The organism is Thiomonas delicata (assembly GCF_900088825.1).
In the GTDB taxonomy this organism is placed as follows: Bacteria; Pseudomonadota; Gammaproteobacteria; order Burkholderiales; family Burkholderiaceae_C; genus Thiomonas_A; species Thiomonas_A delicata.
In genome coordinates this window covers 799,829-826,187 of record NZ_LT592170.1, presented here as the reverse complement: position 1 = coordinate 826,187, position 26,359 = coordinate 799,829, and the positions used below count along the sequence as shown (strand labels likewise).

Genomic DNA, 26,359 nt, shown 5'->3' with positions numbered 1-26,359 from the left:
TAGCAACGCCGTGGCCGGTTGCCCGTGTCGGACACAAAACGCGCGGGCGGGTTCCGCGCGCCGGGCCCCAAAGTCGCGCGGCCTGCTCAACCGGCCCGCAACAGGCGCGCCGCGTCCCGTGCGAAGTAGGTCAGGATGCCGTCGGCGCCGGCGCGCTTGAAGCCGAGCAGCGACTCCATCATCACGGCCTCTGCGTCCAACCAGCCGTTCTGCGCCGCGGCCTTGAGCATGGCGTACTCGCCGCTGACCTGATAGACGAAGGTCGGCATGCGAAACGCGTCCTTCACCCGGCGCACGATGTCCAGGTAGGGCATGCCGGGCTTGACCATCACCATGTCGGCCCCTTCGGCGATGTCGAGTTGCACTTCGCGCAAGGCCTCATCCGAATTGCCCGGATCCATCTGGTAGACCTTTTTGTCGGACTTGCCCAGATTCCTGGCCGAGCCGACGGCATCCCGGAAAGGTCCGTAAAAGGCGCTGGCGTACTTGGCGCTGTAGGCCATGATGCGGGTGTGCACGTGTCCCGCGGCCTCGAGCTTGTCGCGGATGGCGCCGATGCGGCCGTCCATCATGTCGCTGGGCGCGACGATGTCCACCCCGGCCCCGGCCTGCACCAGCGCCTGGCGCACCAGAACCTCGACGGTCGGATCGTTGAGGATATAGCCGCTGTCGTCGAGCAGGCCATCCTGGCCATGGGAGGTGTAGGGGTCGAGGGCGACGTCGGTGAGCACGCCCAGCCCCGGAAACTCGCGCTTGAGCGCCTGCACCACACGCGGCACGAGGCCATCGGGGTTGGCAGCCTCGCGCCCGTCGGCGGTCTTGCGCTCCGGCGCGATGACGGGAAACAAGGCCATGACCGGAATGCCGAGCTTGACGCAATCCTCGGCGACGGGCAGCAGCAGATCGAGGCTGAGGCGCTCGACGCCGGGCATCGATGCCACGGATTCGCGCCGTTTTTCACCATCCAAAATAAAGACCGGGTAGATCAGATCGTCGACGCCGAGTGCGTGTTCGCGCACGAGGCGCCGCGTGAAGTCGTCGCGCCGTAGGCGGCGCATGCGCAGGGCGGGGAATGCGGGTCTGGACATGAAATCTTGCATCCTTGTGGTGATGGCGACGGGAACCTCTCGAGCTTACGGGAATCAAGATCAGCAGGTGGCCGCCGCGAGGCGCCTCCTCCCGCTTCTCCTCCCTGAGCGGGGGCCTTGATTCAAGGCTATTGACCCCGGCGCCCCCGCCGGGGTTTTTTTTGCCGCAAGCCCGCGAAATTTAAACTGGCGGAACTCGACTAGGAGCGCGCATGGGATTTCTGTGGGTCAAGGCCCTGCATATCATTTTCGTCATCTCGTGGTTCGCCGGCCTTTTCTACCTGCCGCGGATCTTCGTCAACCTGGCCATGGTCGCTCCCGGCAACGAAGCCGAGCGGCAGCGCCTGCTGCTGATGGCGCGCAAGCTCTACCGCTTCATGACCATCCTGATGATGCCCGCGGTCGGCTTCGGCCTTGTGCTGTGGCTGTACTTCGGCGTCGGGCTGCACGGCCCCGGCAATGGCTGGATGCACGCCAAGCTGGCTCTCGTCCTGGGGCTGATCGGGTTTCACCTCTGGTGCAAACGCATCCTGCGCGAGTTCGAGAATGGCAGCAACACGCGCAGCCATCAGTGGTTTCGCTGGTTCAATGAAATCCCCACCGTCGCCCTGTTCATCATCGTGCCGTTGGTGGTGATCAAGCCGTTTTGATTCGCTGCGGTGAACCGTCCGCCTCCGGGATTTTCGCGCTATGCGCTGGCTGCCTATCTGCTGCTGGTGCTGTATGCCAGCCTCTACCCTTTTTCGGGCTGGCGCTGGCAGGGACTGAGCCCGTTCGACTTCGTCACGGCGAATTGGCCGCGCTACATCACGGCAGGCGACATGCTGACGAACGCGGCGGGCTATTTTCCGCTCGGCCTGCTGACCGCCGCCAGCCTGCGGCCGCGCTGGACCGGCTGGCGCGCCTGGGGGCTTGCCACGATCGGCTCCAGCCTGCTGTCGTTCAGCATGGAGTCCTTGCAATCGTTCCTGCCGGTGCGCGTGTCGTCGAACGTGGACTGGGCCACCAACACCCTGGGCGCCGCGCTCGGCGCCGCGCTCGCGGTCTGGCTGCTGCCGCGCCTGGCGTTGAGCCAGAAGACGCGCGACCTGCGCGAACGCTGGCTGACCCGCGATGCCGGCTTCGGCCTGCTGCTGCTGCTGGTGTGGCCGTTGGCGCTGCTGTGGCCGCCTCCGGCGCTCTTTGCGACCGGACAGGTGATCGGCTCCCTGTCACAAAGCCTGTCCGATGCGATGCAGATCGCGCCGCCGTTTGCCCGATGGTTCAATTCCGACGCCCTCCTGGCCTTGTCCACGCCTCGGCCCATGGGCTCGGCGCAGCAGGTTTGGATCGCCGCATCCATGCTGATGGCCGTGCTGTGGACCAGCGCGTCCATCAGCCGCCCCACCGCGCCGCGCGCGCGCATCGCCCTGGCGCTCACCGCTGCCGGACTGCTCGCCATCACGCTGTCGGCCGTGCTCGGCTTCGGGCCCGAACACGCGCTGGCCTGGGCCACGCCGGCCGCCCTCCAAGGCCTGGGCGTGGGGTTGGTCCTGGGCCTGCCGCTGACCCATTTGCCGCGCCGGCTCTGCGCCGCCCTCGCGTTGGCTGCGCTGCTTTGCGGGCTGTGGTGGGTCAACCAGGCCGGACCCGACCCGTATTACGCGCAGAATCTGCAAACCTGGAGCCAAGGCCTGTTCATCCGCATGTTCGGCATGCCGCAATGGCTGAGCTGGCTCTGGCCCTATGTGACAGGGCTCTACCTGCTGGGGCGCATCGCGCGGCCCGGCCCACACAATTGAATCCACCATGACCTATTACAAACACCACGTTTTCTTCTGCCTCAACCAGCGCGAGGAAGGCCGCGCCTGCTGCGCGGCGCGCGGGGCCGAGGAGGCATTCGACCATTGCAAGCAGGCGGTGAAGGCCGCCGGCCTCGCGGGCCGCGGCAATGTGCGCGTGAACCGCGCCGGCTGCCTGGATCGCTGCGAGGAGGGGCCCGCCTGCGTGGTCTACCCCGAAGGCGTCTGGTACACCTATGTCGACAAAAGCGATATCGACGAAATCGTCGAACGCCATCTCAAGCGCGGCGAAGTCGTCGAGCGCCTGCTGTTGCCCGACGCGCCCCAGCCATGAACCGCCACACCCTGCGCGAGCGCATACCCGGCCCGGCCGGCTGGATCGAGGTGGCGGTGGACAATCCGCCCGAACTGGAGCCGCGCGGCCTCGCCCTGGTCGCCCATCCCCATCCGCTGCACGGCGGCAGCCTGGACAACAAGGTGGCGCAGACGCTGGCGCGCGCCTGGGTGCAACTGGGCTTCATGGCCGTGCGGCCGAATTTTCGCGGCGTCGGCCAAAGCGAAGGCGTCTATGACGCCGGGCGCGGGGAAACCGAGGACCTGCACGCGCTGCTGGAGCACTACGGTTCGGCGCTGGCGGCCCGCCTCGGCATTGCCGCCGGGAGCGTCCCGCTGGCATTGGCCGGTTTTTCGTTTGGCGCCTATGTCGCCGCGAATCTCGCGCATCGCCTGCATCAGTCCGGGCTTGAAATCGGCCACCTCACCTTGGTCGGGGCGGCCGTGGTGAACTTTCCCGTGCCGCCGCTGCTGGACGCCCACGGCGAGCCGCTGGCTGGCCGGACCCTGGCGATCCATGGCGAACGCGACGATGTGGTGCCGCTTGCGGCGGTGCTCGACTGGGCGCGTCCGCAGCCACATCCGATCCTGGTCATGCCCGGCGCGGGGCATTTTTTCCACGGCATGCTCACGCCGCTCAAGAACGCCATCTGCACATGGCACGGCGCACAGCAAGCGGCCTGAACCACGGCCCCAACGGGACTCGTTGCAAACATCCCGGGCAAGCGTGGCTGAAACCGAGAACGTTTCCGCGCGCCGCCACTCCAACCCGAAATCATTTTTAACCTGGCCCGCGCAGGCGCGCTGCTATGGTGCGCAGTGCATGCAGACGCGCCGGCGCGGGCATCCGCGCCGGCGCCGTCCGCCTTTTCCTGTTCCGTTCTCTGTCCTCACGTCCCATGCCCATGCTGTTCAAGACCCCCCAACGACTGGCCGTGTTGGCACTCAGTGCCGCGCTCGGCTGCGGGCCGCTGGCCCATGCCGCTCCATCCGCCCCTGCGGCCCCCGCATCCTCGGCAAGCCCTACGCTGACCGGGCCGGGCAACACGCCCACCGGGCCGACGGCCGCCTTGCTCGAATCCGTGCCGCTGCCCACGCTGGATGCGCGCAGCTGGCTGGTCATGGACCTGACCAGCAATCAGATCCTCGCCGAGCAGAACGCCGACCAACAGGAAGCGCCCGCCTCGCTCACCAAGCTGATGACCGCCTACCTCACCTTCAAGGCGCTGAAGGACGGCACGATCAAGCTCAACCAGATGGTGCACGAAAGCAACGAGGCCTGGCGCACCGGCGGCTCGCGCATGTTCATCGACCCGCGCGTACCGGTGTCGGTGAACGACCTGCTGCTGGGCATGATCGTGCAGTCGGGCAACGACGCGGCGATGACCCTGGCGCAAACGGTCGGAGGTTCGGTATCCGCCTTCGTCGGCATGATGAACCGCCAGGCGCAGGAATGGGGCCTCAAGGGCACCCATTTCATGGACCCGACCGGCCTTCCCGATCCTGGCCACCACACCACGGCGCACGATCTGTCGATCATCGCCACGCACATCATCCGCGACTTCCCCGCCGACTACGCGCGGTATTTCAAGGTCAAGGAATTCACCTACAACCACATCACGCAGCCCAACCGCGTGAGCCTGCTGTTCACCGACCCCTCGGTCGACGGCATGAAGACCGGCTACACCAAGGAGGCCGGCTATTGCATGATCACCTCGGCGCAGCGCAACTTCCCGAATGGCCCGCGGCGGCTGCTGACCGTGGTCATGGGCACGCCGACGGAACGCGCCCGTGGCTCGGAAAGCGAGAAACTGTTGAACTGGGCTTTCCAGAATTTCGACGACATCCGCGTCGTCACGGCAAACAAGCCGGTCCTGGATGCGCATGTGTGGAAGGGCGCGACAAACCAGGTCCAACTCGGCAGCTTCGAGACCCTGGCCGTGAGCGTGCCGCGCGGCGCCGGCGCGAAGATCAAGACCACGGTACAGCGCCCGGACCCGCTCGTCGCTCCGATCACGCGGGGGCAGAAGATCGGCACCCTGCAAGTCACCCTGGACGGTAAGGCCATCGCCAGTTATCCGCTGGTGGCGCTCAATACCGTGCCGCAAGCCGGCTTCCTCAAGCGCGTCTGGGACGCGCTGCGCCTGGCGATTCAGTAGCTCCCTTGACCCCGGATCCGCAGCGGGGCCGGGGTCAGGCCGCTGCCTGAACGGCCTCGCGCCGCACCACCTCGCCACGCAGCGAGTGCGGCAAGGCGGCCAGGATGCGCACTTCCGCCATCTCGCCGATCAGCCGCGCCGGGGCGGCGAAATTGACGATGCGGTTGTTCTCCGTGCGCCCCTGCAGTTCGGCCGCGCTTTTGCGGCTGACGCCCTCCACAAGCACGCGCTGCACCGTCCCGACCATGGCCTGCGAGAGGGTCTGGGCATGCGCCTCGATGCGCGCCTGCAGAGCTTGCAGTCGCGCCAGCTTCACCTCCTGCGGCGTGTCGTCGGCCAGGCTGGCCGCTGGCGTACCGGGGCGGGCGCTGAAGATGAAGCTGAAGCTGGCGTCGAAGCCGACGTCGTCGACCAGCCTCATCAGTTGCGCGAAATCGGCATCGGTCTCGCCGGGGAAGCCGACGATGAAGTCCGACGAAATGCTGATGCCCGGCCGCACGGCGCGCAGGCGACGCACGATGTGCTTGAACTGCAACGCGGTGTAGCCGCGCTTCATGGCGGCCAGGATGCGGTCCGACCCATGCTGCACGGGCAGGTGGACATGCGGCACGAGCTGCGCGATGCGCCCGTGGGCCTCGATCAGCCGCTCGGTGAATTCGTTCGGATGGCTGGTCGTGTAGCGCAGGCGCTCGACGCCCGGGATCTCGGCGACGTACTCCAGAAGCAGCGCGAAATCGGCCGGCTGCCCATCCACCACGCCGCGCCAGGCGTTGACGTTCTGCCCCAGCAGGGTGATTTCCTTCACCCCTTGCGCCGCGAGTTCGGCCACCTCGGTGAGCACATCCTCCAGCGGGCGGGACACCTCCTCGCCGCGCGTGTACGGCACCACGCAGTAGCTGCAATACTTGCTGCAGCCTTCCATGATGGACACGAAGGCGGTCGCGCCTTCGGCACGCGCGGGCGGCAGGTGGTCGAACTTCTCGATCTCGGGAAAGCTGATGTCCACCTGGGCACGCCCGGTGCGCTCGCGCGCAGCGAGCAGATCGGGCAGTCGATGCAGGGTCTGCGGACCGAAGACGAGGTCCACATAGGGCGCGCGCTCGATGATGGCCGCACCTTCCTGGCTGGCGACGCAACCGGCCACGCCGATGCGCAGCCCCGGCTTTTCGCCCTTGAGCGCGCGCAGCCGCCCCAGATCGCTGAAGACCTTGTCCTGCGCCTTCTCGCGGATCGAGCAGGTGTTGAGCAGGATGAGGTCGGCGTCCTCGGGATTCTGCACGGCTTCGTAGTGCTGGTCGGCGCCGAGCACGTCGGCCATCTTGGCCGAGTCGTACTCGTTCATCTGGCAACCGAAGGTTTTGATATAGAGTTTTTTCATGGGTCTTGAAACTGGCGTGCGGCGCCTGAAGAGCCAAGGCCGCACCCACGGCGCAGCCTTACTGGTTACTGGATGCCGAAGGGATCAGGAACTGCCGAACAGGCAATTGGAAGGCGCCACGGGCACCGTCGCGAGCGCGCCATCCTGGGCCCCCACGAGCCAGATTCGGAAGATCTGGCCCATTGCATCGCGCTGGAACACCACCCTGGCTTGCAAGCCAGGGAGCTTGCCCGTGAGCAGAACATGCTGTTCGGGATCGAGCACGCGTATGCCCGGCCCCAGGCGGTAGGGGGTGCAGTTGATGGTGACCTCGGGCCAGGCGCCAAACGTGGCCCAGCCTTGCAAGCTGCCGGCCGGGTACAGGCGCTGCTGCTGGGCCTGGGCCAGGCCCGACAAGCCGAAGGCCAGGACGCAGACCAGCCGGACAAGGACGGGCCCGAGGCGGGCGGGCTTGCGTTGCGGAGTGCGAGACACGCGGTTCATGGTGTGGATCCAGAGGCGTGGGGCCGTTCGGCCGGAACATGCAGGACGCGCCTGCGCTGGCGGGCAATCTTAGCAGTCGAGGGTGCATGAGCCGGCCTCGCGCCGCCCGCGGCTTCAGTCGAACACCGCGGCGTCGCCCAGGCGCGGCGCCGCCGCGTCCTTGCCCGCCAGCTTGGGCTGGCCGTCGGGAAGATCCAGCCCCGACAGCGGCCAGGGGATGGCCAGGGCCGGATCGTTCCACGCCACGCTGCGCTCGTGCTCGGCGTACCAGTAGTCGGTGGTCTTGTAGAGGAATTCGGCCGACGCGCTCAAGGTGAGGAAAGCATGCCCGAAGCCCGGCGGCACCCAGAGCTGGCGCTTGTTGTCGGCGGAAAGCTCCACGCCCACCCAGCGGCCAAAGCGCGGGGAGCTGCGGCGCAGATCCACCGCAAGGTCCCACACCGCACCCGACACCACCCGCACGAGCTTGCCCTGGGGGCGGACGATCTGGTAGTGAATGCCGCGCAGCACCCCTTGCACCGAGCGCGAATGATTGTCCTGCACGAACTCCACGTCCAGCCCGGTGGCGGCGGCGAAGTCGCGCCGGTTGTAGCTTTCGAAGAAAAAGCCGCGCGCATCGCCGAACACGCGGGGTTCGAGGATGAGGACTTCGGGCAGCGCGGTGAGCGTCACGGTATAGGGCATGGCAGGCGCATTGCGGTTGGTGTTCAGGCTCCGGATTCTTGCAGGACGCGCAGCAGGTACTGGCCGTAGCCGTTCTTCTTCAAGGGCTCGGCCAGGCGCAGCAACTGCTCGGCGCCGATCCAGCCCTGGCGGTAGGCGATCTCCTCCAGGCAGGCCACCTTCAGGCCCTGGCGCTTTTCGAGGGTGGCGATGAATTGCCCGGCATCGAGCAGGGACTCGTGAGTGCCGGTGTCCAGCCAAGCATAGCCGCGCCCCAGCGTCTGCACCTGCAGGCTGCCTTGTTCCAGGTAGACGCGGTTGACGTCGGTGATCTCCAGTTCGCCGCGCGGCGAAGGCTTGAGGCTGGCGGCGATGTCCAGCACCTGCTGGTCGTAGAAGTACAGCCCGGTGACGGCGTAGCTGCTCTTGGGCTGGACGGGTTTTTCCTCGATGCTGCTGGCGCGTCCCGTGGCGTCGAACGCGACCACGCCGTAGCGTTCGGGGTCGTGCACGTGATAGGCGAACACGGTGGCGCCGCGTTCCTGGGCGCTGGCCCGCTGCAGCTGGGCCTGGAAGTCGTGGCCCCAGAACAGGTTGTCGCCCAGCACCAGGCTGGAGGGCGCATTGCCGACGAAATCGCGCCCGATGACGAAGGCCTGCGCCAAGCCGTCGGGGGACGGTTGCACCGCGTAGCGGAGGTTGATGCCCCACTGGCTGCCGTCGCCCAGCAACTGCTCGAAGCGCGGCGTGTCCTGCGGCGTGGAGATGATGAGCACGTCGCGCATGCCGGCCAGCATCAGGGCCGACAGCGGGTAGTAGATCATCGGCTTGTCGTACACCGGCAGCAGCTGCTTGCTCACCGCCTGGGTCACGGGATACAGCCGCGTGCCGGAGCCGCCGGCGAGGATGAGCCCCTTGCGGGATGGTGGCATGGTCATGTCGAAATCCCTGTTCCGCGAGGGCGCCCCTTGTGCGAGGCGCATGAAAAAGCCGCAAGCGCCGGAATGCGGTCTTGCGGCTCGGGCCGTGTCGGCCTGAACGGCTCAAAGTTTGAACAACGGCCGGACATCGAAAATGGTGGTGGCGCTTCAGGGACTCGAACCCCGGACCTGCGGATTATGATTCCGTCGCTCTAACCAACTGAGCTAAAGCGCCAAAGATCGGGCATTATACGCAAGCCGTGCAGGCCGATTCAAGCCGCCGCACAAGCGGCCGCCGCGCGCGCCCTTTGCGCCCATCCCCGCCGCTTCACCGGTGCTCGAAACGCGGCGCGCGCTTCTCGAGAAAGGCGGCCATCCCCTCCTTCTGGTCGTGGGTGGCGAACAGGCTGTGGAAGCCGCGGCGCTCGAACAGCAGCCCTTCGGAAAGCGGCGCCTGGTAGGCGCGGTTGACGCATTCCTTGACCATCATCACCGCCTGCAGCGGGTAGCCGGCGATGACCTGGGCTGCGGCCAGAGCCTCGTCCAGCAGCTTGTCGGCGGGCACCACGCGCGACACCAGGCCCGCGCGTTCGGCCTCGGCGGCGTCCATCGTGCGCGCGGTCAGCGCCAGGTCCATGGCCTTGCTCTTGCCGACGGCGCGCGGCAGACGCTGCGTGCCGCCCGCGCCCGGGATGATGCCGATCTTGATCTCGGGCTGGCCGAACCGCGCGTTGTCGGCGGCGATGATGAAGTCGCACATCATCGCCAGCTCGCAGCCGCCGCCCAAGGCATAGCCCGCCACCGCGGCGATGACGGGCTTGCGCACCGTCCCGATGCGCTCCCAGTTGCGGGTGATGAAGTCGCCCCGGTACGCCTCCATGAAGGTTTTCTGCGCCATCATGGCGATGTCGGCGCCCGCGGCGAAGGCCTTGTCGCTGCCGGTCAGCACGATGCAGCCGATGCCGTCGTCGGCATCGAACCCGGTGAGCGCCGCACCCAGCTCATCCATCAGGATGTCGTTCAAGGCATTGAGCTGCTTGGGGCGGTTCAGGCGGATGAGCGCAACCCGGCCCTGGGTTTCGGTCAGCAGGGTTTCGTAGGTCATGAAAGTCTCCTCGTTCGGTGTCTCGAATGTTCAAGCATAGGAGCCGACCCGGCCTCAGGCGACGGCGACGGCCCCGTTCACGCGCCAAGCCAAGCCTTGCGCCAGCGCAGCGCGCGCGCTGGCGGTTTGTCGGCGAGGGCCAGTTGCACCGGGCCCTGCGGGAGCGTGGGCAGAGGCGCCTGCAGTTGCACCAGCCGCGCGTCGCGCATGGCATGCACCTGCCAGAGGTCGCCCATGCGGGCCCGCGCATGCAGGCGCTTGAGGTGCTCGGGGCTGGTGCGTTCGCCATTCACGGCGAGCAGCAGGTCGCCGGGCGACAGGCCGGCCTGTTGCGACCAGGATCCGGCCAGTACCTGGCGCACCTTGGGCCAGCCCTGTGCGTCGTCCAGCCTGAGCCCCAGCCCGGTGAGCACGTCCGCTTTGCCGTGGCTCCAGCGCACGCCGATGGCGGCGAGCAGGCGCTGCAGCGGCAGTTCCGCGGTGCCGTCGACATGGCGCGCGAAAAAGCCGCGCAGGTCCAGCCCGCTGACCTCGCGCACCAGCGCGGGCAGGGCGTCCTCGGCCAAACCCTGATCGCGCAAGGGCGCATCGTCGCGGCCGTAGCGGCGCCACAGCAGGCGCATCACGTCGTCGAGCGTGGCCTTGCTGCGCATGCGCAGGGTCAGGTCGAGCGCCAGGGCGAACAATCCGCCCAGGGCGTAGTAGCTGACGGTCACGTTGGGCGTGTTCTCGTCGGGGCGGTAGAACTTGATCCAGGCGTCGAAACTGGCGTCGGCCAGGCTCTGCACGTGGCGCCCCGGCGTGGCCTGCACGGCGTTGATCGCGCGCGCCAGCAGATCCAGGTATTGCTGCGGCTCCAGCAGACCGGCGCGACGCAGGATGAGGTCGTCGTAATACGAGGTGAAGCCCTCGAACAGCCACAGCAGGCTGGTCATGTTCTCGCGCTCGAGGTCGTAAGGCGTCAACGCCTGCGGACGGATGCGCTTGACGTTCCAGGCGTGGAAGTACTCGTGGCTGCACAGGCCGAGGAACTGGCGGTAGCCGGCGCTGCGCGTCTTGCCGTCGGCCGGATGGGGCAGGTCCGCTTCGGCACAGATCAGCGCGGTGCTGTCGGCATGCTCCAGCCCGCCGTAGCCGTTGCTGGTCGGGGCGACGAGAAAGGCGTAGCGCTTGAATGGAGCCCGCGGCCGCTGCGGCTCGAACAGGGCCATCTCGGCTTCGCAAATGCGCTTGAGGTCGGCCGCCAGCCGCCGTGTGTCGACCTGGCCTTCCAGGCGGTCGGCGTGGGCGATGACCATCTCGTGCGGCACGCCGTGGGCGCGAAACGGCAGACGCAGCAGTCGGCCGACTTCGACGGGATGGTCGATGAGCCGGTCGTAGCTGTCCGCCCGGTAGAGGCCAAAACCGCGCGCGTCCACGTCCACGCCCGGCAGCGTCGTGGCGACCGTCCACGCGGGCTGCGCCGCCGGCGGCAGGATGCGCAGGGTGTGCGCGGCCTGCTCCTGCCCGTCCACCGCCAGCAGCAGGCTGGACGGGTTGAAGAAGCCGCGCGAGGCGTCGAGAAAAGCCGTGCGCACCGAGGCGTCGTGGGCATACACCGTCCAGCGCAGACGCAGCGGCCCTTTGCAGGGCGCCGCGCGCCAACGGTTCTTGGCCACCTTGCGCAAGGCCACCGGCTTGCCCGCGCAGGCCGCCTCCACGGCGAGCACATGGCGCGAGAACTCGCGCACCAGATAGCTTCCGGGAATCCACACCGGCAGCCAGAATTCCTGCCCCTGCGGGGCAGGCGAGGCGAGATCGAGTTCGATGGAAAACCGGTGCGCGAGCGCGTCGTCCATGCCCACGGTGTAATGCGGCCCCTGCCGGCCTTGCGCATCCGGGGTCGGGGCCGGCAGGGCCGATGAACTGCGCTTGCGTGCGACGGGTGTAGGGCTTGATGGCATGGTGCGGGACAGGATGTGGACAAGGCGACGCGCCCCGCGCAAAACGCATATCGGCATCCGTGGCCGCATGCGCCCCCGCGGAGGGGAAGCCGACTCCATGCTAATCTGCCTCATCAAAATCAAAACAGACCGAGGGAAGCTGTGGAACGTGACGTGTTCAGCGAAATTGCCGGCCATGCCGGCTCAGGCTCGCCGTCTCTCGTGTATCAGCCCCAGGTGCAGTATCCGGGAGGAGAAATCCTCGGCCTCGAGGTGCTGTTCCGCTGGCGCGCCGAAACGGCGCCCAGGCGCCACTCCCCCTTGACCTTCCTGCCCCAGCTCAGCCCGACCCAGACCAGCGAGCTGTTTTTCTGGGTGGTCGACGAAGCCGTCTCGGAAGCGCGCGTGCTGTCGAACTGGACCGGCTGGCGCGGCTACATTTCGGTCAACATCGAGGCCGACCAGCTTGGCGACCCGGATCTGGTGCGCCGCATCGAACAGGTTCTGCAGCGCAACCAGTGGCCGGCCAACCGGCTCATCATGGAAGTCACCGAACGCCGGCCCATCCCGGTGTTTCCCAGCGTGCTGCGCAACATCACGGCCCTGCAGCAGGCGGGGATCCTGATCGCGATGGACGACTTCGGCGAGGGCTATGCCTCGTTCGAATACCTCAAGCGGCTCAGCCCCGCGCACCTGAAAATCCCGTCGGGTTTCACTTCCGAACTCAAGGGCGACGTGCGCAACGAGGAAATCGTGCGTTCGCTGGTGGCCCTGGCCCAGCGCCTGGACATCAAGGTCGTGGCCGAAGGCGTGGAAACCCACGAAAACGCCGAGGCGCTGCACGCGCTCGGGTTGCGCGTGATGCAGGGCTACCTGTTCGGCGAACCGCGTGAACTCGAAGACTGGGCGCAGTTCCTGAAACAGACGGGCAAGATCGCCACCGCCTGAAGCGCCGCGGCCGCGGCGCGGGGCGCAGCGCGAGCCCGCGCATGCGCGTCCCGCGTGGGACGCGCCGGGATCACTTCATCGCCATGCGCTTTTCGATCTCGGCGGCATCGACCGCCCCGGTGATGCGCTGGCCGTTCTCCAGGAACATGGTGGGCGTGCTCTCGATCCCCAGGCGCTGGCCGAGGGCGAGGTTGGCCTTCAGAGGATCCGCGCAGCCGGCCGGAGCCTTGGGCGGATCCTTCTGGTCGTTCATCCATGCCTGCCAGGCCTTGCTGCGGTCGGGCGCGCACCAGACTTCGCGCGACTTGACCGGGGACTCGGGACGGATGACCGGGAACAGGAACACGTGCACGGTCATGTTGCTCATCTTCTCCAGGGTCTTGTCGAGCTGATGGCAGTAAGGGCAATACGGGTCCTCGAACACGGCGATCTGGCGCTTGCCGTTGCCGTAGACGACCTTGAACGAATCCTTGAACGGCAGATCCTTCCAGCTGATCTTCTGCAATTCGGTGATGCGCTCCTTGGTCATGTTGGTGCCGGTCTTGGTGTCCAGGATCTCGCCGGCGAACAAATAGCGGCCGCTGGCGTCGGTGTAGAACACACGGTCGCCGATATCCACTTCGTACAGGCCCGCGTAGGGGGTCTTGATGATCTTGGCCGATGCAGGGAAGTTGGGCAGCACCTTGGCGAGGGCATTGCGCACCTCGGCCGTGGTCTGGGCCTGGCTGGCGGTGGCCAGCACCAGACTGGCGGCGAGCCCGAGCAGGGCTGCGATGAAGCGAAATTTCATGGGAATTCCTGAGGGTGGGGATGTTGCCGCGGACGAACGCGCGCCCTGGGAATTCAGGGCGCCACGGCCAAGCCCGAAGCATAGCCGGCCAGCCAGCGCTTGACGGGCGTGAGGTGATTGGTCCCCGCCAATCCCAAGGCGCGCAGTGGAGCGAGCCAGGCCATGCCCGGGGCGTACAGCCGCTGCAGGCCGTCCGTGACCCATTCCAGGGCCAGGACCTGCTCGGCGCGCGCCCGCGCATAACGCCGCAGCACGCGCGCGTCGCCCACCGCCTGCGCGGCGCCGCGCCCGGCAAGCACGGCAGCCAGCGCCTGGGCATCCTGCAGGCCGAGATTGAGGCCATGCCCGGCCAGGGGATGGATGACGTGGCCGGCATCGCCCAGCAGCGCGGCGCCATCGGCCACCAGGCTGTCGGCGCGCTGCAACACCAGCGGCCATGCGCCGATCCCGCCCGCGGCCGAGATCGGCGCAAGATGCCCGGCCCCCAAGGCGTCGAGGTGGGTATGCAGCCGCTGCGCCAAGGTGTCGGCGCCCGCCGCCTGCAGTTGCGCGGCCAGGTCCGCGGGCGCCGACCACACCAGGGAGACCTGATGCTCGCCATTCCACGCAGGCAGGGGCAGCAGGGCGATCACCCCCTCCGCCGTGAACGCCTGGAACGCCACCCCGCCATGCCCCTGCGCGCAGCGCAAATTGCACACCATGCCGGTCTGACCATAGGGTTTGCTGCGCACGCCGATCCCGGCCCAAGCACGCACGCGGCTGTTGCGGCCGTCGGCTCCGAGCAGCAACCCGGCGCGCGCCTGCGCGCCGTCGGCAAGCCGCACGTCCCATTGACCGCCCTCCTGTTGCGCCTGTTCCACACTGGCGGTGGCGATGCTGGCGCCGCGCTCGAACTGCAGGGCGAGATCGAGCGCGCGTTCGATCGCGTCGGACTCGGCAATCCACGCCAGGGCCTCCACGCCCTGCGCGTAAGCGCTGAATTCGAGCTTGGCGCCGTCCGCCGCAATCCGCATGCGCTCCACCGCCTGGATCCGTTCGGACGGCAGCTGCGGCCACACGCGCAGGCCTTCCAGAAACCGGCGGGAGGCCGCATTGATGGCATACACGCGCTGGCCGTAGCCCTCGGCGGGCGCTGCCGCGGCGGGCCTGGCGCCACACAGCAGCACGCGCAAACCGGCCTGCGCCAGCGCCAGCGCGACGGCCTTGCCGACCAGGCCGCCACCGGCGATCACGACATCATCCGTACGCGAAGTCATGGAACACGAATCCTGTGCCTAGAATGGAACGACCCTTCATTTTGCGCCTCCCGCCCACAGCGGCGCGCCACGGTCACGATGACACACCAGGCACGAGGACACGCTGCGCGGCTCGCCTGCAGGAGCCGCGCATGACAGGCAAGCTGATCAAGTTCACCGTGGCGGCGCTGGTCGCGCTGTTCATCCTCGTCGTGGGAGGCGTGGGGCTGATCCTGCTGGCCTTCGACCCGAACCAGTACAAGTCGGCGCTCATCCATGTGGTCCAGGAGCGCTACCACCGCACCCTGGCCCTGCCGGGCACCATCGATCTGCGGCTGTTCCCGCCATTCACACTCGAAACCGGGCCCATGCGCCTGAGCGAGCCCGGCAGCGATGCCTTGTTCGCACAAGCCGCAGACATGCGCCTGCATCTCGACCTCTTCGCCCTGATTCGGCGCAAGATCGTGGTCGACCGCATCGCGCTGGACGCGCCGCGGGTGATCATCCAGCGCGACGCGCAGGGCCGCTTCAATTTCGATGACCTGCTGCCCAAGCCGAGCACGCCGCAGGCCGAAGACACGTCGGACAATCCCGCGCCGCCGCTGGACCTGCTGGTGCGCAGCCTGAGCGTCACGGACGGGACCATCACCCTGCACGACGCCAAGACCGGCGTCGCCGGCCACCTTGCGGCACTGAACCTGGAACTGGCCGGAATCGGCGCATCCGCGCCAGGTCCGATGCGCCTGAGCGCGCGCGCCGTCTTCACCAAGCCGCAGCTCGATACCAACTTCAGTCTGAAAGGCCGCCTGCTCGCCACGCCCCGGGGTCCGCTCGCGTTGCAAGACTTCATGCTGCGCAGCGACGGCAGCGTGCTGGGCATCAAGAAACTGCTGACCAATGTGTCGGGCAGCCTGAGCTACACCGCGGCGCAGGGCGCGCCGACCCCCGACCCGAACACGGCCAAGCTCGAGGTGCAGGCTTTCGAGCTCAAGGCCCAGGGCCAGGGCGCCAAGGGCCAGCCCCTGCAGGCCGAAGCCAGCCTGCCCCAGCTGTCGTGGGCCGGCCACCGCATCGCGGCCGGCGCGTTCGAGGCCAAGGCCCTGCTGGGCGCTGCGCCGGGCACCACGCGCGTGACGATCAGCGCCCCGGCGACCTCCGGCGCGATGGACAAGCTGCAATGGCCCGACGTCCAACTCGCCGTCGAACAGGGCATGACAGCCGGCGCCGCCGGTGTCCACGCCGAGCTGCGCGGAAATCTGAGCCTGAACCTGCGAACGATCGAAGCGACGCTCGACGCCGCAAGGCTGCAGGGCACCTGGCAAGCCGCGCGGCCGGGCGCCAAGCCGCTGCCCCTCGACCTGCAAGGCAGCATGACCTACGCCCTGGCCGGCTCGACGGCGAGCGTCGACCTGGCGGGACTTGCCGGCGCCTCGCACATCAAGCTCGCGGGCAACAGCCAGAAGGGCGCCATCACGTTGAACGCGAGCGCCGACCAGCTCGACCTCGATGCCCTGCTCGGCACGCACGCCACGGTGGCTCGACCGCCGACCGCGACTGCGGCCAAGTCCGCCGCACCTGCGGCGCCAGCCCAGGCCCCGGCCCAACCCATCGACCTCTCTGCGCTGCAGGCACTGGACCTGGACGCCCGCCTGCAAATCGGCCGTCTGCGTTTCAAGGGCATGCAGTGGAGCCAGTTGCAGATGCGCGTGCATGACGACCGCAAGGCCGTCACGGTCGACCCCTTCTCGGTCCAGGGCTATGGCGGCAGCCTGTCCGGCACCGCGCGCGTCAACCTGGGCACGGCGCACTACACCCTCAGGCAGTCGGCGCGCAACCTGCAGATCCAGCCCATCATCCAGGCCCTGAGCGGGCGCGACTTCCTGCTCGGCACGGCCAATGGCTCGCTTGCACTGGACACCCAGGGCAAGACCCCCGAGGCATGGCTGCGCGCGCTGTCGGGCACCGCGCAGTTCGAGGTGCGCAACGGCGCGCTCAAGGGCTTCAACCTGGCGCAAAGCCTGCGCGACGCGAACAGCCTGCTGCGCCTTAGGCAAGATCGCCAAGCGGTGACGAGCGGCACGCAGCAGACCGACTTCACGTCGCTGTCGGTGAGCTTCCAGCTTGCGCAAGGCGTGGCGTCGAGTTCCGACCTGAACCTGCAAAGCCCGCTGCTGCGCGTGAGCGGCAAGGGCCGCTTCGACCTCCCCGCGCAAACCCTGGACTATGTGCTGCGCCCCACCATCGTCGGCACCCTGGCCGGCCAGGGCGGGGAGCGGGCGGCGGCCCTCAAGGGGCTGACGGTTCCGGTCCGGATCTCGGGATCCTTCGCCCAGCCGCAGTACGCCGTGTTGTGGTCGCAGGCGGCGGGCGGCGCCATCGAGAACGCGGTGAGGAATCGCGCCCGGCAGGAGCTGGAAAAACGCCTCGGCCCCAACCCGCAACAGCAGCTGCGCGACAGGCTGCAGGACAAGCTCAAAGGCCTGCTGCCTTAAGCCCCGCGGCCGGCGGCCGAAATGGCCGCGGCGGCGTCAAAGCCCGAAGTAGGCTTCGCGCACCGCGTCGCTCGACTCCAGTTCGGTCCGCGTGCCCGAGAGCCTGACCTTGCCGTGGTCGATCAGGTAACCCCGGTCGGCCAGCGCCAGGAAGGCGACGTTCTGCTCCGCGATCAGCAACGATGTGCCGCTGCCGATGGAGGTCTTGAGCACCTCGATCACCTGTTTGACGAACACCGGCGCCAGTCCCGACGAAGGCTCGTCCATCAGCAACAACCTGGGCTCGGACACCAGCACCTTGGCGATGCCCAGCATCTTGCGCTGCCCGCCCGAAAGCGAGCCGGCGGCGTCGCGCCGCTTCGCGGCCAGATCGGGGAACAGCTCGAACAGGCGCTCGCGGCGGCGCCGCACCTCGGCGTCGCGCAGGAAATAGCCGCCGAGCGCGATGTTCTCGTCGATCGACAAGGTGGGAAACACGCCGAGTTCGGACATGAAGGCGATGCCGCGGCGGATGCGCTGATCGGGCGCCAGCGTGTCGATGCGCTCGCCATCGAAGCGGATGCCGCCGCGCCAGCACGGCAGCAGGCCGATGATGGTGCGCAACAGGGTGGTCTTGCCGGCGCTGTTGGCGCCCAGCAGCAGCACGGTTTCGCCGGCGGCGACATCGAGGTCGATGCCCCAGAGAATCTGCATCGGTCCGTAGCCGGACTCGACGCCTTGCAGGGAAAGCAGGCTCATGGGTGTTCCTTCGCGCTGCGCGCGTTCCCTCCGGGAGGGAATTCGCCCACTTTCGGGCGGCCGTGCAGTGAGATCATCTGTGCTCCCTCGCGCTGCGCGCGTTCCCTCCCGGAGGGAATTCGCCCACTTTCGGGCGGCCGTGCAGTGGGCTTCATGGCCTCAACCTCCGATGAAGGCCGCGACGACCTCGGGGTCGCGCGAGGCGGCGTCCAGCGGACCCTCGAACAGCATGCGACCGGCGCCGAGCACGATGACGCGCGCCGTGATGCGGTTGAGAAAGTCCAGCAGGTGCTCGACCACGATGAGGGCGATGCCGCGCGCCGCCAGCTTCTGCAGCAGCGTGGCGATGCCGCCGAGCTCGGCCGGATTCAAGCCGGCGCCGATCTCGTCCACCAGCAGCAGCTTCGGGCCGGTGGCCAGCGCCCGGCCGAGGTCCAGCAGCTTCTGCTGGTTCACCGTGAGCGAGCCGGCCAGCTGGTCGGCCTGCGCGGCGAGGTCGATGTCGGCCAGGATGGCGCCCACGTCGGCGTCATGCGCGCGGCCGAAGTGCGCGGCGACTTCGATGTTCTCGCGCACCGTCATGTCGCGGAACACCTTGGGCACCTGGAAGGTGCGGTTGATGCCCAGGCGCGCCAACCGGAACGTGGGCAGTTTGTGCACCGGCCGGCCGTCGAACACGACGGCGCCGGCATCGGCGCGGTGGACCCCGGAAATGACATTGATGGTGGTGGTCTTGCCCGAACCGTTCGGGCCGACCAGGCCGACGATCTCGCCGGGCCCCACGGCGAAGCTCACGTCGTTGAGCACGGCGTGGCCGCCGAAACGCTTGTACACGCCTTCCAGGCGCAGCAGAGGTTCAGAAGACACGGATCCCCCTGCGGCTGAACAAGGACAAAATGCCTCCGGGCAGGAACAGCACCAGCAGCACGATCAGCAGCCCGTAGACCAGCTGGAAGTACTGCGGCGTGGAAATGCCGATGGCCGAGTACAGCGTGTACAGCACGGCCGCGCCGACAATGGGCCCGACCACCGTGCCCACGCCGCCGAACAGGGAGAAGACGATGGCGAACACCGAGATCTGCAAGGTGAACACGGCGTCCGGGTAGAACACCGAGAGGTTCCAGGCGTAAACCCCGCCGGCCAGCCCGGCGATGGCGGCCGAGACCAGCCAGGTGATCAGGCGCGCGCGCACGATGTCGATGCCGGCCATCGAGGCGCTCAGCGCATCCTGCTTCATCGCCCGCAGCGCCATGCCGAAGCGCGAGGCGCGGAAGTAGGCCGCCAGCGCCGTGGCCAGCAGCAGCACGGCCAGCATCGAGAAATAGCTGGCGTTGGGGGCGTACACCTGCTCGATCTTCAGGCCATAGGGCCCGCCGGTGATGTCGGCCAGATTGGTGTTGGACACGACGAAGTACAGGATCTGCGACGCCGCCAGGCTGGCGATGGAAAAGTAGGCGCCCGACAGCCGCAGCAAGGGGCCGAGAACCAACGCCATCGACACGGCAGCCAGCCCTCCGCCCGCCACGCAGGCCAGCACCGGAAGGTGGGTGTGCAGCACCAGCAGCGAGGTGGCATACGCCCCGCAGCCGAAAAAGCCGACGTAGCCGAACGGCAGGTAGCCGGTAAAGCCGTACAGCAGATTCAAGCCCTGGGCCAGCACGATGAAGGTCATCAGCGTGAACAGCAGGGACTGGTTGCCGTAGACATGCGGCAGCAGGGCGAAGGCGCCGGCGAGCAGCGCCAGCACGATGGCGCCGGGCCGCGCCCAGCGCATGAAGGTGGCGTCACGCAAGGCGCACCGCCTTTCCGAGCAGACCGGAGGGGCGGATCAGCACGATGACGAGCAGCAGCGCATAGGGCACGACGTTGGACCAGGATGAGTAGTAGGTTTGCATCAGCATGGTGCCGAGACCGAACACCAGGCCGCCGATGACGGTGCCCAGCGGGTTGCCCAGCGAGCCGATGATGACGATGGCGAACGAGGTGGTGGTAAGCCCGTCGCCGAGATCGGGCGAGACCGAGCCCAGCAGATAGGGCACGAACACGCCGGCGATGCCGGCCAGCGCCAGCCCGGCGACGAAGGCGATGGCCGACACCCGGCGCACGTCGATGCCGGTGGCCAGGGCCTCGTCGCGGTTGGCCATGATGGCGCGCGTGGCGTAGCCCAGCTTGGTGTGCGAGAAATAGACGTACAGCCCGGCGATGGCCGCCAGGCTCACCGCCGCCGCCACCCACCAGCTGTCGGGGAACTCCTGCCCGAGCAGGCCGAGATTGCCGCTGCCCAAGGCGTCGCCCGGCAGCGAGCGCTGGTCGGCGCCGAAGCCGAGCACGGTCAGCGCCTCCAGCATCTGGCCGATGCCGAAGAACAGGATGAAGGACAGCATCTCCGGGTCGCCGCTGCGCTGCAGGCGCGGCACCACCGCGGCATACAGCGGCCAGCCGACGACGATGGCGCCGACCACGGACAGCGCGATGCCCCACAGCGGGTTGAGGCCGAAGTGCTGCGAGACGAGAAACGCGGCATAGCCGCCGAGCACGATGAACTGGCCATGCGCGAGGTTGATGATGCGCATGACGCCGAAAATCAGATTCAGCCCGATCCCGACCAGGCTGAAAAAGATGCCATACAAAATCCCGCCAATGATGGCGTACTCAAGCAATTCCACGGGTTCTCCCCAACCTTGCGCTGACACCGCGGGATCACCGCGTGGCGCTTGCAAACCCGGGCGGGCGCGCCGCCCGGGTCATCCACGCATCAGGAATGCGGCGCCGGGTACACCGGTTTGCCGGTGGCCTTGTCCTGCGGATAGACCACCACAACCTTGGAGCCGTCGCCCTCGGGCACCAGCTGCGCGACCGGGAAGGGCTGGCCGAGCTGCGCGCCGTTGGCGTTGATCTCGAAGGGGCCGAGCAGGGTCGTGGTCTTGCCCGACATGTCCATCAGCGCCTGATGGAAGTCCAGCTGCGTGAACTTCGGCGCGGTGCCGAGCATGTCCTGCATGACGATGCCGGTGTTGTAGCCCGCGGCGTTCAGGAAGTTGGGCTCCTTGTGCGTGGCGGCGTTGTAGGCCTGCACGAATTCGGCGGTGTTCATGCCGTAGGTGACCTTGTCGTACTTCACCAGCGGCGGCGTCGGATAGGTGTAGGTGTAGGCCAGCGCCTTGGCGCCCACGTTCTTCGTCAGCAGCGTCAGCAGCTGGCCGGGGAAGATGGTGAACGTCATGTCGAAATGCAGCCCGCTTTGCGACAGCGAGCGCAGGAAGGCGATGTCGTTGGGCGGATAGCCCAGCTCGATCACGGCCTCGGGATGGCTGGCCGCCATGGTGTGCAGCAGGATGGTGTAGTTGGACTCGGAGGTGGGAACGCCGTGGTAGTACACCGGCGTCACGCCGCCCTTGGCCAGCACGTCCTTGAGCGTCGTGGCCTGGGAGGCGTCAAAGTCGTTGGCGTCGTACAGAATGGCCACGCGCTTGATCTTCTGCGCCAGCAGGAACTTGCCCAGCGGCACCGGCCACACCTGGGACGACGGGATGCTCACGTCGGCGAGGTAGTCGGTCTTCTTGGTGAAGAAGTTGGCGCCCGAGCCGGTGGGGTCGATCAGCAGCATGTGGTGCTCGGCCGCCAGCGGCACGGCCACCGAGGTCAGCACCGAGCCAAAGTCGGCCACGAGGACGTCCACCTTGTCCTGGGTGATGAGCTGGTTGTAGAGCGAGGTGGCGGTGGAGGTGGAACTCTGGTCGTCGTAGGCGACGATCTTCACCGGAATCTTCTTGCCGTAGGCCTTGACGAACAGGCCGCCGTCCTTGTTGACGGCGTTGGCCCAGAACTGCAGGCCTTCGTACTGACCCTGCGAGGCGACGGCGAACGCGCCGCTGCTGGCGTACAGCGTGCCGATCTTGATGACCGCCGGCGCACCGGCTGCCTGTGCCGCGGCGGCGGCCGCGGTGAATGTGGCGCCTGCGGCCAAAGCCTTCAGCGCCTTGCGGATGTTGTGCTTCATGTGAGTCTCCTGGTTGCGCCCGTCATGGGATCGGTGGGCACGGATTTTTTGACGTTGGATTGTCAAAAATGATTGTCAGAGTCGACGCAATCACAGTCAATGAAGGAATGCAAGCAAGTGAAACTTAATGTTTCCATCCCGCCTTGCTGGGGTGCACTTTGGTGGTGCGGCCTCGCCTTCGCCGCCCGCACGACTGCGGTGCGCACGCCTCCACGCCGCACCCTGTCCGGCTCCCCCCGGCTCCGGCGCCGGCTTGTGGCAGAACGGCATCGTCCTGCCGCCGCGCCGGGGAAACCCGGCATGGGGCTTGCTTGACTGCCTGTACATTCTGACCAATTGGTCAGGTTTTACGGAGTGCCCTCATGTCCAGCCCGCCCTTCAGCCATGTCGTCCTCTCGTCGCACCCCGGCACGGGCGGCAGCGTGCATGCGCCGGAGATCCGCTGGGGCGCGGCCACGGCCGCCGAGCGCGGTCCGGTGGTGGCCACGCTGACCGATCCGCGCCGGCGCAACGCCATCGGCACGCATGCGGGGGCCTATGCGTTGTACCGTGCGCTGGCCGTGGCCTCGGGCGCGCTGGACCGCGACCACCGGCCCGATTTCACCGACACCGCGCCGGCCGCCGGCATCGGCCCGCATCCGCAGTGGGCCGAGCCCGGCAACATCGTTTCGCTCGACCCCTGGGGCCATCTGGTGCCCGAGGTGTTCGCCGCGCAGATTGCCGCCGGCCTCGACCTGCGCCCGACCATCGCCGTCACCCGCGCGCATATCAACATGCCCGAGCTGAAAGACGCCATCGTCAAGGGCCGGCTCACGCCCGATGGCGCCATCCTGCATGCCAACGGCGACGTGCGCGTGACCAAGGCCGCCATCGACCCGGTGTGGTGGCTGCCGGGCATTGCCGCGCGCTTCAAGGTGCGCGAGGCGGCGCTGCGCCGCGCCCTGTTCGAGCAGACCGGCGGCATGTTCCCCGAGCTGGTGACGCGGCCCGACCTGAAGGTGTTCCTGCCCCCCATCGGCGGCATGACCCTGTACTTCTTCGGCGACGTCGCCCAGCTCGGCCGCCCCGAGACCCGCGTGGCCTGCCGCGTGCACGACGAATGCAACGGCTCCGACGTGTTCGGCTCCGACATCTGCACCTGCCGGCCCTATCTGGCGCACGGCATCGAGGTCTGCATCGAGATGGCGCAGCAAGGCGGCGTCGGCCTGGTGGTCTACAACCGCAAGGAAGGCCGCGCGCTGGGCGAGGTCACCAAGTTCCTGGTCTACAACGCGCGCAAGCGCCAGGCCGGCGGCGACCGCGCCGAGACCTATTTCGAGCGCACCGAATGCGTCGCCGGCGTGCAGGACATGCGCTTCCAGGAACTGATGCCCGACGTGTTCCATTGGCTGGGCATCACCCGCATCGACCGCTGGGCGTCGATGAGCCATATGAAACTCGGCGCGTTGACCCAGGCCGGCATCGAGGTCGTCGAGCAGGTGGCCATTCCCGACGATCTGATTCCGTCCGATGCGCGCGTGGAGATGGACGCGAAGAAGGCCGCCGGCTACTTCTCGCACGACACGCCGAGTGAAGAGGAGCTGGCGCTGCCGAAGGGCCGGGGGCTGGAAGAATGAGCGGCCCAGTCCAGACCGGCGCATCCTCTCTCGCACGATCCCCCGCCGCGCGCGCCGAAAACCTGCTGAGCGCCGGCGCCGTGCGCAGCCACGCGGCGCAAATCATGGCCCATGCGCGGCGCGGCGAACTGGCGCATTTCACCTGGCATCCGGAACGCATGGACGCCACGGCCGACTATGTGGTCGACACCATCCGCAGCCGCCACCCCGATTTGCGCGTGCCCATGCACAGCCGCTGGCGCCATTTCGAGAGCGGCGGCGTCGACCGCTTCGCAAGCCTGCTCGGCCCGCTGCACGCCACGCCACAGGAGCGTGCCCGCATCGCCATCGACCTCGTGGTCCCCAGCGTGCTGCTCGACGCCGGCGCCGGCCCGCAGTGGCGCTACGCCGACGCCGGCAGCGGCCAGACCCTGGCGCGCTCCGAAGGGCTGGGCGTGGCCAGCCTGGCGCTGTTCGCCAGCGGCCGGCTGTCGGACGATCCGGCCCAACCCCTGCGCTGCGACGCCGCCGCGCTGCGACGCAGCGACGCCGCCGCGTTGGCACAGGCCTTCCAGGTTGGGCCCGACAACCCCTTGGTGGGCCTGGAAGGCCGCGCCCAACTGCTGCGCAATCTGGGCGAAGCCATGCGCGCCGCGCCCGCCGTGTTCGCCGACCCCGAGCGCCCCGGAAGTCTGCGCCTGGGGCGCTTGTTCGACCACTGGCTCGCCCACGCCGCGGCGCAGGGCGAGGGGAAAGGCATGAGCGTGCGCGCCGACACCATGCTGTCCTCCCTGCTGCGCCTGCTCGGCCCGGTGTGGCCGGGCCGGCTGACGCTGGCCGGCGTGAACCTGGGTGACTGCTGGCACCACCCCGCCACGAGCGACGGCTATATGCCCTTCCACAAACTGACGCAGTGGATGAGCTATTCGCTGATCGAGCCGCTGCAATGGGGCGGCCTGCAGGTGCGCGAACTCGACGCCCTCACCGGCCTGCCCGAATACCGCAACGGCGGCCTGCTGCTCGACCTCGGCCTGCTGCAGCCGCGCGACGCCGCGCTGGCGAGCAAGCCCCTCGCCGTCGACAGCGAGCCGGTGGTGGAGTGGCGCGCCCTCACCGTCGCGCTGCTCGACGACCTGGCCGACGCCGTGCGCGCACGACTGGGCGTGAGCGCGGCGCAATTTCCGCTGACGCAGGTGATCGAGGGCGGCGCCTGGTTCGCCGGCCGCCGCATCGCCGCCGAGCGCCGCGCCGACGGCGGGCCGCCGCTGTGCATCGTCAGCGACGGCACGGTGTTTTGACGCCCCAGGCCACGCGCCCGGCACGCCCACCACAACACACAACATGAACGGAGAACCCAGATGCACGATCCCATGGTCCATGTCGTCAGCCACCCGCTGGTGCAGCACAAGCTGACGCTGGCGCGCAGCAAGGACACCACCACCGACAATTTCCGCCGCCTGGTGCGCGAGATCGCCGCGATGCTGGCCTACGAGGCCACGCGCGACCTGCCCACCGAGGAGGTGGAGATCGTCACCCCGGTCGCCGCCTGCCGCATGCCGCTGCTCAGCGGCAAGAAGCTGTGCCTGGTGTCCATCCTGCGCGCCGGCAACGGCATGCTCGACGGCATGATCGATCTGCTGCCCAACGCCCGCGTCGGCCACATCGGCCTGTACCGCGACCCCGACACGCTGGAGCCGGTGGAGTACTACTTCAAGGTGCCCGACGACATGTCCGAGCGCCTGGTCATCGTCGTCGACCCCATGCTCGCCACCGGCAATTCGGCCGCCGCCGCCCTCACGCGCCTGAAGGACGCCGGCGCCAGCGCCCTCAAGCTCGTCAACCTGCTGGCCGCGCCCGAGGGCCTGCGCACGGTGCGCGCGGCCCACCCGGACGTTCCGGTCACGCTGGCCGCCGTCGACGAGCGCCTCAACGAGCACGGCTACATCGTCCCCGGCCTGGGCGATGCCGGCGACCGGATTTTCGGGACCAAGTGATGGCCGCCGCGCCGGCGCCGACCGCTGCGCCTGCGCCGGCCGCGGGACGCATCCGCCAAGCCAACGAAGCCGCCATCGTGCGCGCGGCCGAGGCCGTGTTCGCGCGCGACGGTTTTCGCGGCGCCAGCATGGCCGAGATCGCCGCGCAGGCCGGAGTGGCCAAGGCGAATATCCACTACTACTTCCGCACCAAGCAGCAGCTCTACCGCGCGGTGCTGGAGCGCATGCTGCGCGACTGGCTGGCCGAGACCGACGGCATTCGCGCCGATGCCGACCCGGCGCAGGCGCTGGGCGCCTACGTGCGCGCCAAGATGGCGCTGGCGCAGACCCGGCCCGAGGCCTCGCGCGTGTTCGCCGGCGAGATGCTGCGCGGCGCCCCCGAGATGCAGGACATTCTTCGCGGCGAACTGCGCGAGCTGGTGGCGCGCAAGTCGGCCGTGATCGAGGGCTGGATCGCGCAGGGGCGCATGGCGCCGGTCGACCCGCCGCACCTGTTTTTCACCATCTGGGCCGCGACCCAGACCTATGCCGACTTCGCCCCCCAGGTGCGCGCCGTGCTGGGCGCGCGCAGCCTGCGCGGCGCGCCCTGGCAACGCGCCACCGAGCATGTGGTCGGTCTCGTGCTGCGCGGCTGCGGGCTGGGCGATCAACCCGCGCCGGCACCGGCCGCGGACACCGCTGCCCACCCCGCGCCTCGCTTGCGGGAAGGGCGCAAAACCTCCAGGCGGGGCTGAA

The 26,359-nt window shown here is 68.2% G+C and carries 25 protein-coding genes and 1 tRNA gene; 11 read left to right on the top strand and 15 right to left on the bottom strand.

The genetic code is table 11. The annotated features are described in order from the left end of the window. Window positions 1-86: 86 nt before the first annotated feature. Window positions 87-1,088 carry a porphobilinogen synthase gene (gene hemB, locus THIARS_RS03875; protein ID WP_425444220.1) on the bottom strand — a complete coding sequence of 334 codons (1,002 nt, stop codon included), beginning with the start codon at window positions 1,086-1,088 and terminating at the stop codon, window positions 87-89. Window positions 1,089-1,300: 212 nt separating this feature from the next. Here hemB and THIARS_RS03870 point away from each other — a divergent pair, with 212 nt between their 5' ends. From THIARS_RS03870 to THIARS_RS03850, 5 genes are all read left to right on the top strand, one after another. Continuing rightward, complete coding sequence (locus tag THIARS_RS03870; protein ID WP_094159554.1) at window positions 1,301-1,738, top strand: CopD family protein; 438 nt, start codon at window positions 1,301-1,303, stop codon at window positions 1,736-1,738. Window positions 1,739-1,747: 9 nt separating this feature from the next. Beyond that, window positions 1,748-2,869, top strand: coding sequence for a VanZ family protein (locus THIARS_RS03865; protein WP_094159553.1), 1,122 nt, complete (start codon window positions 1,748-1,750; stop codon window positions 2,867-2,869). 7 nt (window positions 2,870-2,876) lie between these two features. Continuing rightward, window positions 2,877-3,203, top strand: a complete 327-nt coding sequence (locus THIARS_RS03860) for a (2Fe-2S) ferredoxin domain-containing protein (protein WP_094159552.1) — start codon at window positions 2,877-2,879, stop codon at window positions 3,201-3,203. Next, on the top strand, window positions 3,200-3,886 hold the full coding sequence (locus THIARS_RS03855) for an alpha/beta hydrolase (RefSeq protein WP_094159551.1): 687 nt from the start codon (window positions 3,200-3,202) through the stop codon (window positions 3,884-3,886). The genes THIARS_RS03860 and THIARS_RS03855 overlap by 4 nt, the downstream gene beginning before the upstream one ends. Before the next feature lie 215 nt (window positions 3,887-4,101). Beyond that, window positions 4,102-5,361 carry a D-alanyl-D-alanine carboxypeptidase family protein gene (locus THIARS_RS03850; RefSeq protein WP_186436562.1) on the top strand — a complete coding sequence of 420 codons (1,260 nt, stop codon included), beginning with the start codon at window positions 4,102-4,104 and terminating at the stop codon, window positions 5,359-5,361. Window positions 5,362-5,395: 34 nt separating this feature from the next. On the opposite strand, the gene miaB is transcribed toward THIARS_RS03850, so the two are convergent. From miaB to THIARS_RS03815, 7 genes are all read right to left on the bottom strand, one after another. Beyond that, a complete protein-coding gene (gene miaB, locus THIARS_RS03845) occupies window positions 5,396-6,739 on the bottom strand; it encodes a tRNA (N6-isopentenyl adenosine(37)-C2)-methylthiotransferase MiaB (protein WP_094159550.1) in 1,344 nt (447 codons plus the stop codon). 84 nt (window positions 6,740-6,823) lie between these two features. Then, on the bottom strand, window positions 6,824-7,222 hold the full coding sequence (locus THIARS_RS03840) for a hypothetical protein (protein ID WP_094159549.1): 399 nt from the start codon (window positions 7,220-7,222) through the stop codon (window positions 6,824-6,826). Between the two features lie 114 nt (window positions 7,223-7,336). Beyond that, the gene (rfbC, locus tag THIARS_RS03835; RefSeq protein WP_094159548.1) at window positions 7,337-7,906 is read right to left on the bottom strand and encodes a dTDP-4-dehydrorhamnose 3,5-epimerase; all 570 of its coding nucleotides are present in this window, start codon (window positions 7,904-7,906) and stop codon (window positions 7,337-7,339) included. 23 nt (window positions 7,907-7,929) lie between these two features. Continuing rightward, window positions 7,930-8,817 carry a glucose-1-phosphate thymidylyltransferase RfbA gene (rfbA, locus tag THIARS_RS03830; RefSeq protein WP_094160612.1) on the bottom strand — a complete coding sequence of 296 codons (888 nt, stop codon included), beginning with the start codon at window positions 8,815-8,817 and terminating at the stop codon, window positions 7,930-7,932. A 146-nt stretch (window positions 8,818-8,963) separates the two neighbouring features. After that, window positions 8,964-9,040 (bottom strand) — tRNA-Met (locus THIARS_RS03825). Between the two features lie 93 nt (window positions 9,041-9,133). Beyond that, the gene (locus tag THIARS_RS03820) at window positions 9,134-9,910 is read right to left on the bottom strand and encodes an enoyl-CoA hydratase (protein ID WP_094159547.1); all 777 of its coding nucleotides are present in this window, start codon (window positions 9,908-9,910) and stop codon (window positions 9,134-9,136) included. 77 nt (window positions 9,911-9,987) lie between these two features. After that, entirely contained in the window at window positions 9,988-11,853 is a 1,866-nt protein-coding gene (locus THIARS_RS03815; RefSeq protein WP_094159546.1) for a M61 family metallopeptidase, read from the bottom strand. A 153-nt stretch (window positions 11,854-12,006) separates the two neighbouring features. Here THIARS_RS03815 and THIARS_RS03810 point away from each other — a divergent pair, with 153 nt between their 5' ends. Beyond that, window positions 12,007-12,780, top strand: coding sequence for an EAL domain-containing protein (locus THIARS_RS03810; protein WP_245845482.1), 774 nt, complete (start codon window positions 12,007-12,009; stop codon window positions 12,778-12,780). Window positions 12,781-12,850: 70 nt separating this feature from the next. Here the strand turns inward: THIARS_RS03810 and THIARS_RS03805 are convergent, their stop codons facing one another. Together THIARS_RS03805 and THIARS_RS03800 are read right to left on the bottom strand one after the other, a co-directional pair. After that, complete coding sequence (locus THIARS_RS03805; protein ID WP_094159544.1) at window positions 12,851-13,570, bottom strand: DsbC family protein; 720 nt, start codon at window positions 13,568-13,570, stop codon at window positions 12,851-12,853. Window positions 13,571-13,623: 53 nt separating this feature from the next. Beyond that, the gene (locus THIARS_RS03800; protein WP_094159543.1) at window positions 13,624-14,826 is read right to left on the bottom strand and encodes an FAD-dependent monooxygenase; all 1,203 of its coding nucleotides are present in this window, start codon (window positions 14,824-14,826) and stop codon (window positions 13,624-13,626) included. Window positions 14,827-14,957: 131 nt separating this feature from the next. On the opposite strand from THIARS_RS03800, the gene THIARS_RS03795 reads away from it, so the two are divergent. Beyond that, window positions 14,958-17,297 (top strand): AsmA family protein, encoded by a 2,340-nt coding sequence (locus THIARS_RS03795; protein ID WP_186436561.1) that lies wholly within the window; start codon window positions 14,958-14,960, stop codon window positions 17,295-17,297. Between the two features lie 36 nt (window positions 17,298-17,333). Here THIARS_RS03795 and THIARS_RS03790 read toward each other — a convergent pair whose 3' ends face one another. The 5 genes from THIARS_RS03790 to THIARS_RS03770 form a co-directional block, all read right to left on the bottom strand. Further along, window positions 17,334-18,035, bottom strand: coding sequence for an ABC transporter ATP-binding protein (locus THIARS_RS03790; RefSeq protein WP_094159541.1), 702 nt, complete (start codon window positions 18,033-18,035; stop codon window positions 17,334-17,336). A 159-nt stretch (window positions 18,036-18,194) separates the two neighbouring features. Next, on the bottom strand, window positions 18,195-18,902 hold the full coding sequence (locus THIARS_RS03785) for an ABC transporter ATP-binding protein (RefSeq protein ID WP_094159540.1): 708 nt from the start codon (window positions 18,900-18,902) through the stop codon (window positions 18,195-18,197). Beyond that, the gene (locus tag THIARS_RS03780) at window positions 18,892-19,827 is read right to left on the bottom strand and encodes a branched-chain amino acid ABC transporter permease (RefSeq protein ID WP_245845480.1); all 936 of its coding nucleotides are present in this window, start codon (window positions 19,825-19,827) and stop codon (window positions 18,892-18,894) included. Before THIARS_RS03780 ends, THIARS_RS03785 begins: the two co-directional genes overlap by 11 nt. Beyond that, window positions 19,820-20,701 carry a branched-chain amino acid ABC transporter permease gene (locus THIARS_RS03775; RefSeq protein ID WP_094159539.1) on the bottom strand — a complete coding sequence of 294 codons (882 nt, stop codon included), beginning with the start codon at window positions 20,699-20,701 and terminating at the stop codon, window positions 19,820-19,822. The genes THIARS_RS03780 and THIARS_RS03775 overlap by 8 nt, the downstream gene beginning before the upstream one ends. Before the next feature lie 89 nt (window positions 20,702-20,790). Beyond that, window positions 20,791-22,035: an amino acid ABC transporter substrate-binding protein gene (locus THIARS_RS03770; RefSeq protein ID WP_094159538.1), complete on the bottom strand. Its 1,245-nt coding sequence runs from the start codon at window positions 22,033-22,035 to the stop codon at window positions 20,791-20,793. A 362-nt stretch (window positions 22,036-22,397) separates the two neighbouring features. On the opposite strand from THIARS_RS03770, the gene THIARS_RS03765 reads away from it, so the two are divergent. The 4 genes from THIARS_RS03765 to THIARS_RS03750 are packed head-to-tail and all read left to right on the top strand — an operon-like array spanning window position 22,398 to window position 26,358. After that, the gene (locus THIARS_RS03765) at window positions 22,398-23,651 is read left to right on the top strand and encodes a GTP cyclohydrolase II (protein WP_094159537.1); all 1,254 of its coding nucleotides are present in this window, start codon (window positions 22,398-22,400) and stop codon (window positions 23,649-23,651) included. Next, window positions 23,648-24,928: a DUF1688 family protein gene (locus tag THIARS_RS03760; protein ID WP_094159536.1), complete on the top strand. Its 1,281-nt coding sequence runs from the start codon at window positions 23,648-23,650 to the stop codon at window positions 24,926-24,928. The genes THIARS_RS03765 and THIARS_RS03760 overlap by 4 nt, the downstream gene beginning before the upstream one ends. Window positions 24,929-24,988: 60 nt before the next feature. Next, a complete protein-coding gene (gene upp / locus THIARS_RS03755) occupies window positions 24,989-25,624 on the top strand; it encodes a uracil phosphoribosyltransferase (protein ID WP_094159535.1) in 636 nt (211 codons plus the stop codon). Further along, window positions 25,624-26,358 (top strand): TetR family transcriptional regulator C-terminal domain-containing protein, encoded by a 735-nt coding sequence (locus THIARS_RS03750; RefSeq protein ID WP_094159534.1) that lies wholly within the window; start codon window positions 25,624-25,626, stop codon window positions 26,356-26,358. The genes upp and THIARS_RS03750 overlap by 1 nt, the downstream gene beginning before the upstream one ends. The last annotated feature ends 1 nt before the right edge of the window (window position 26,359 follow it).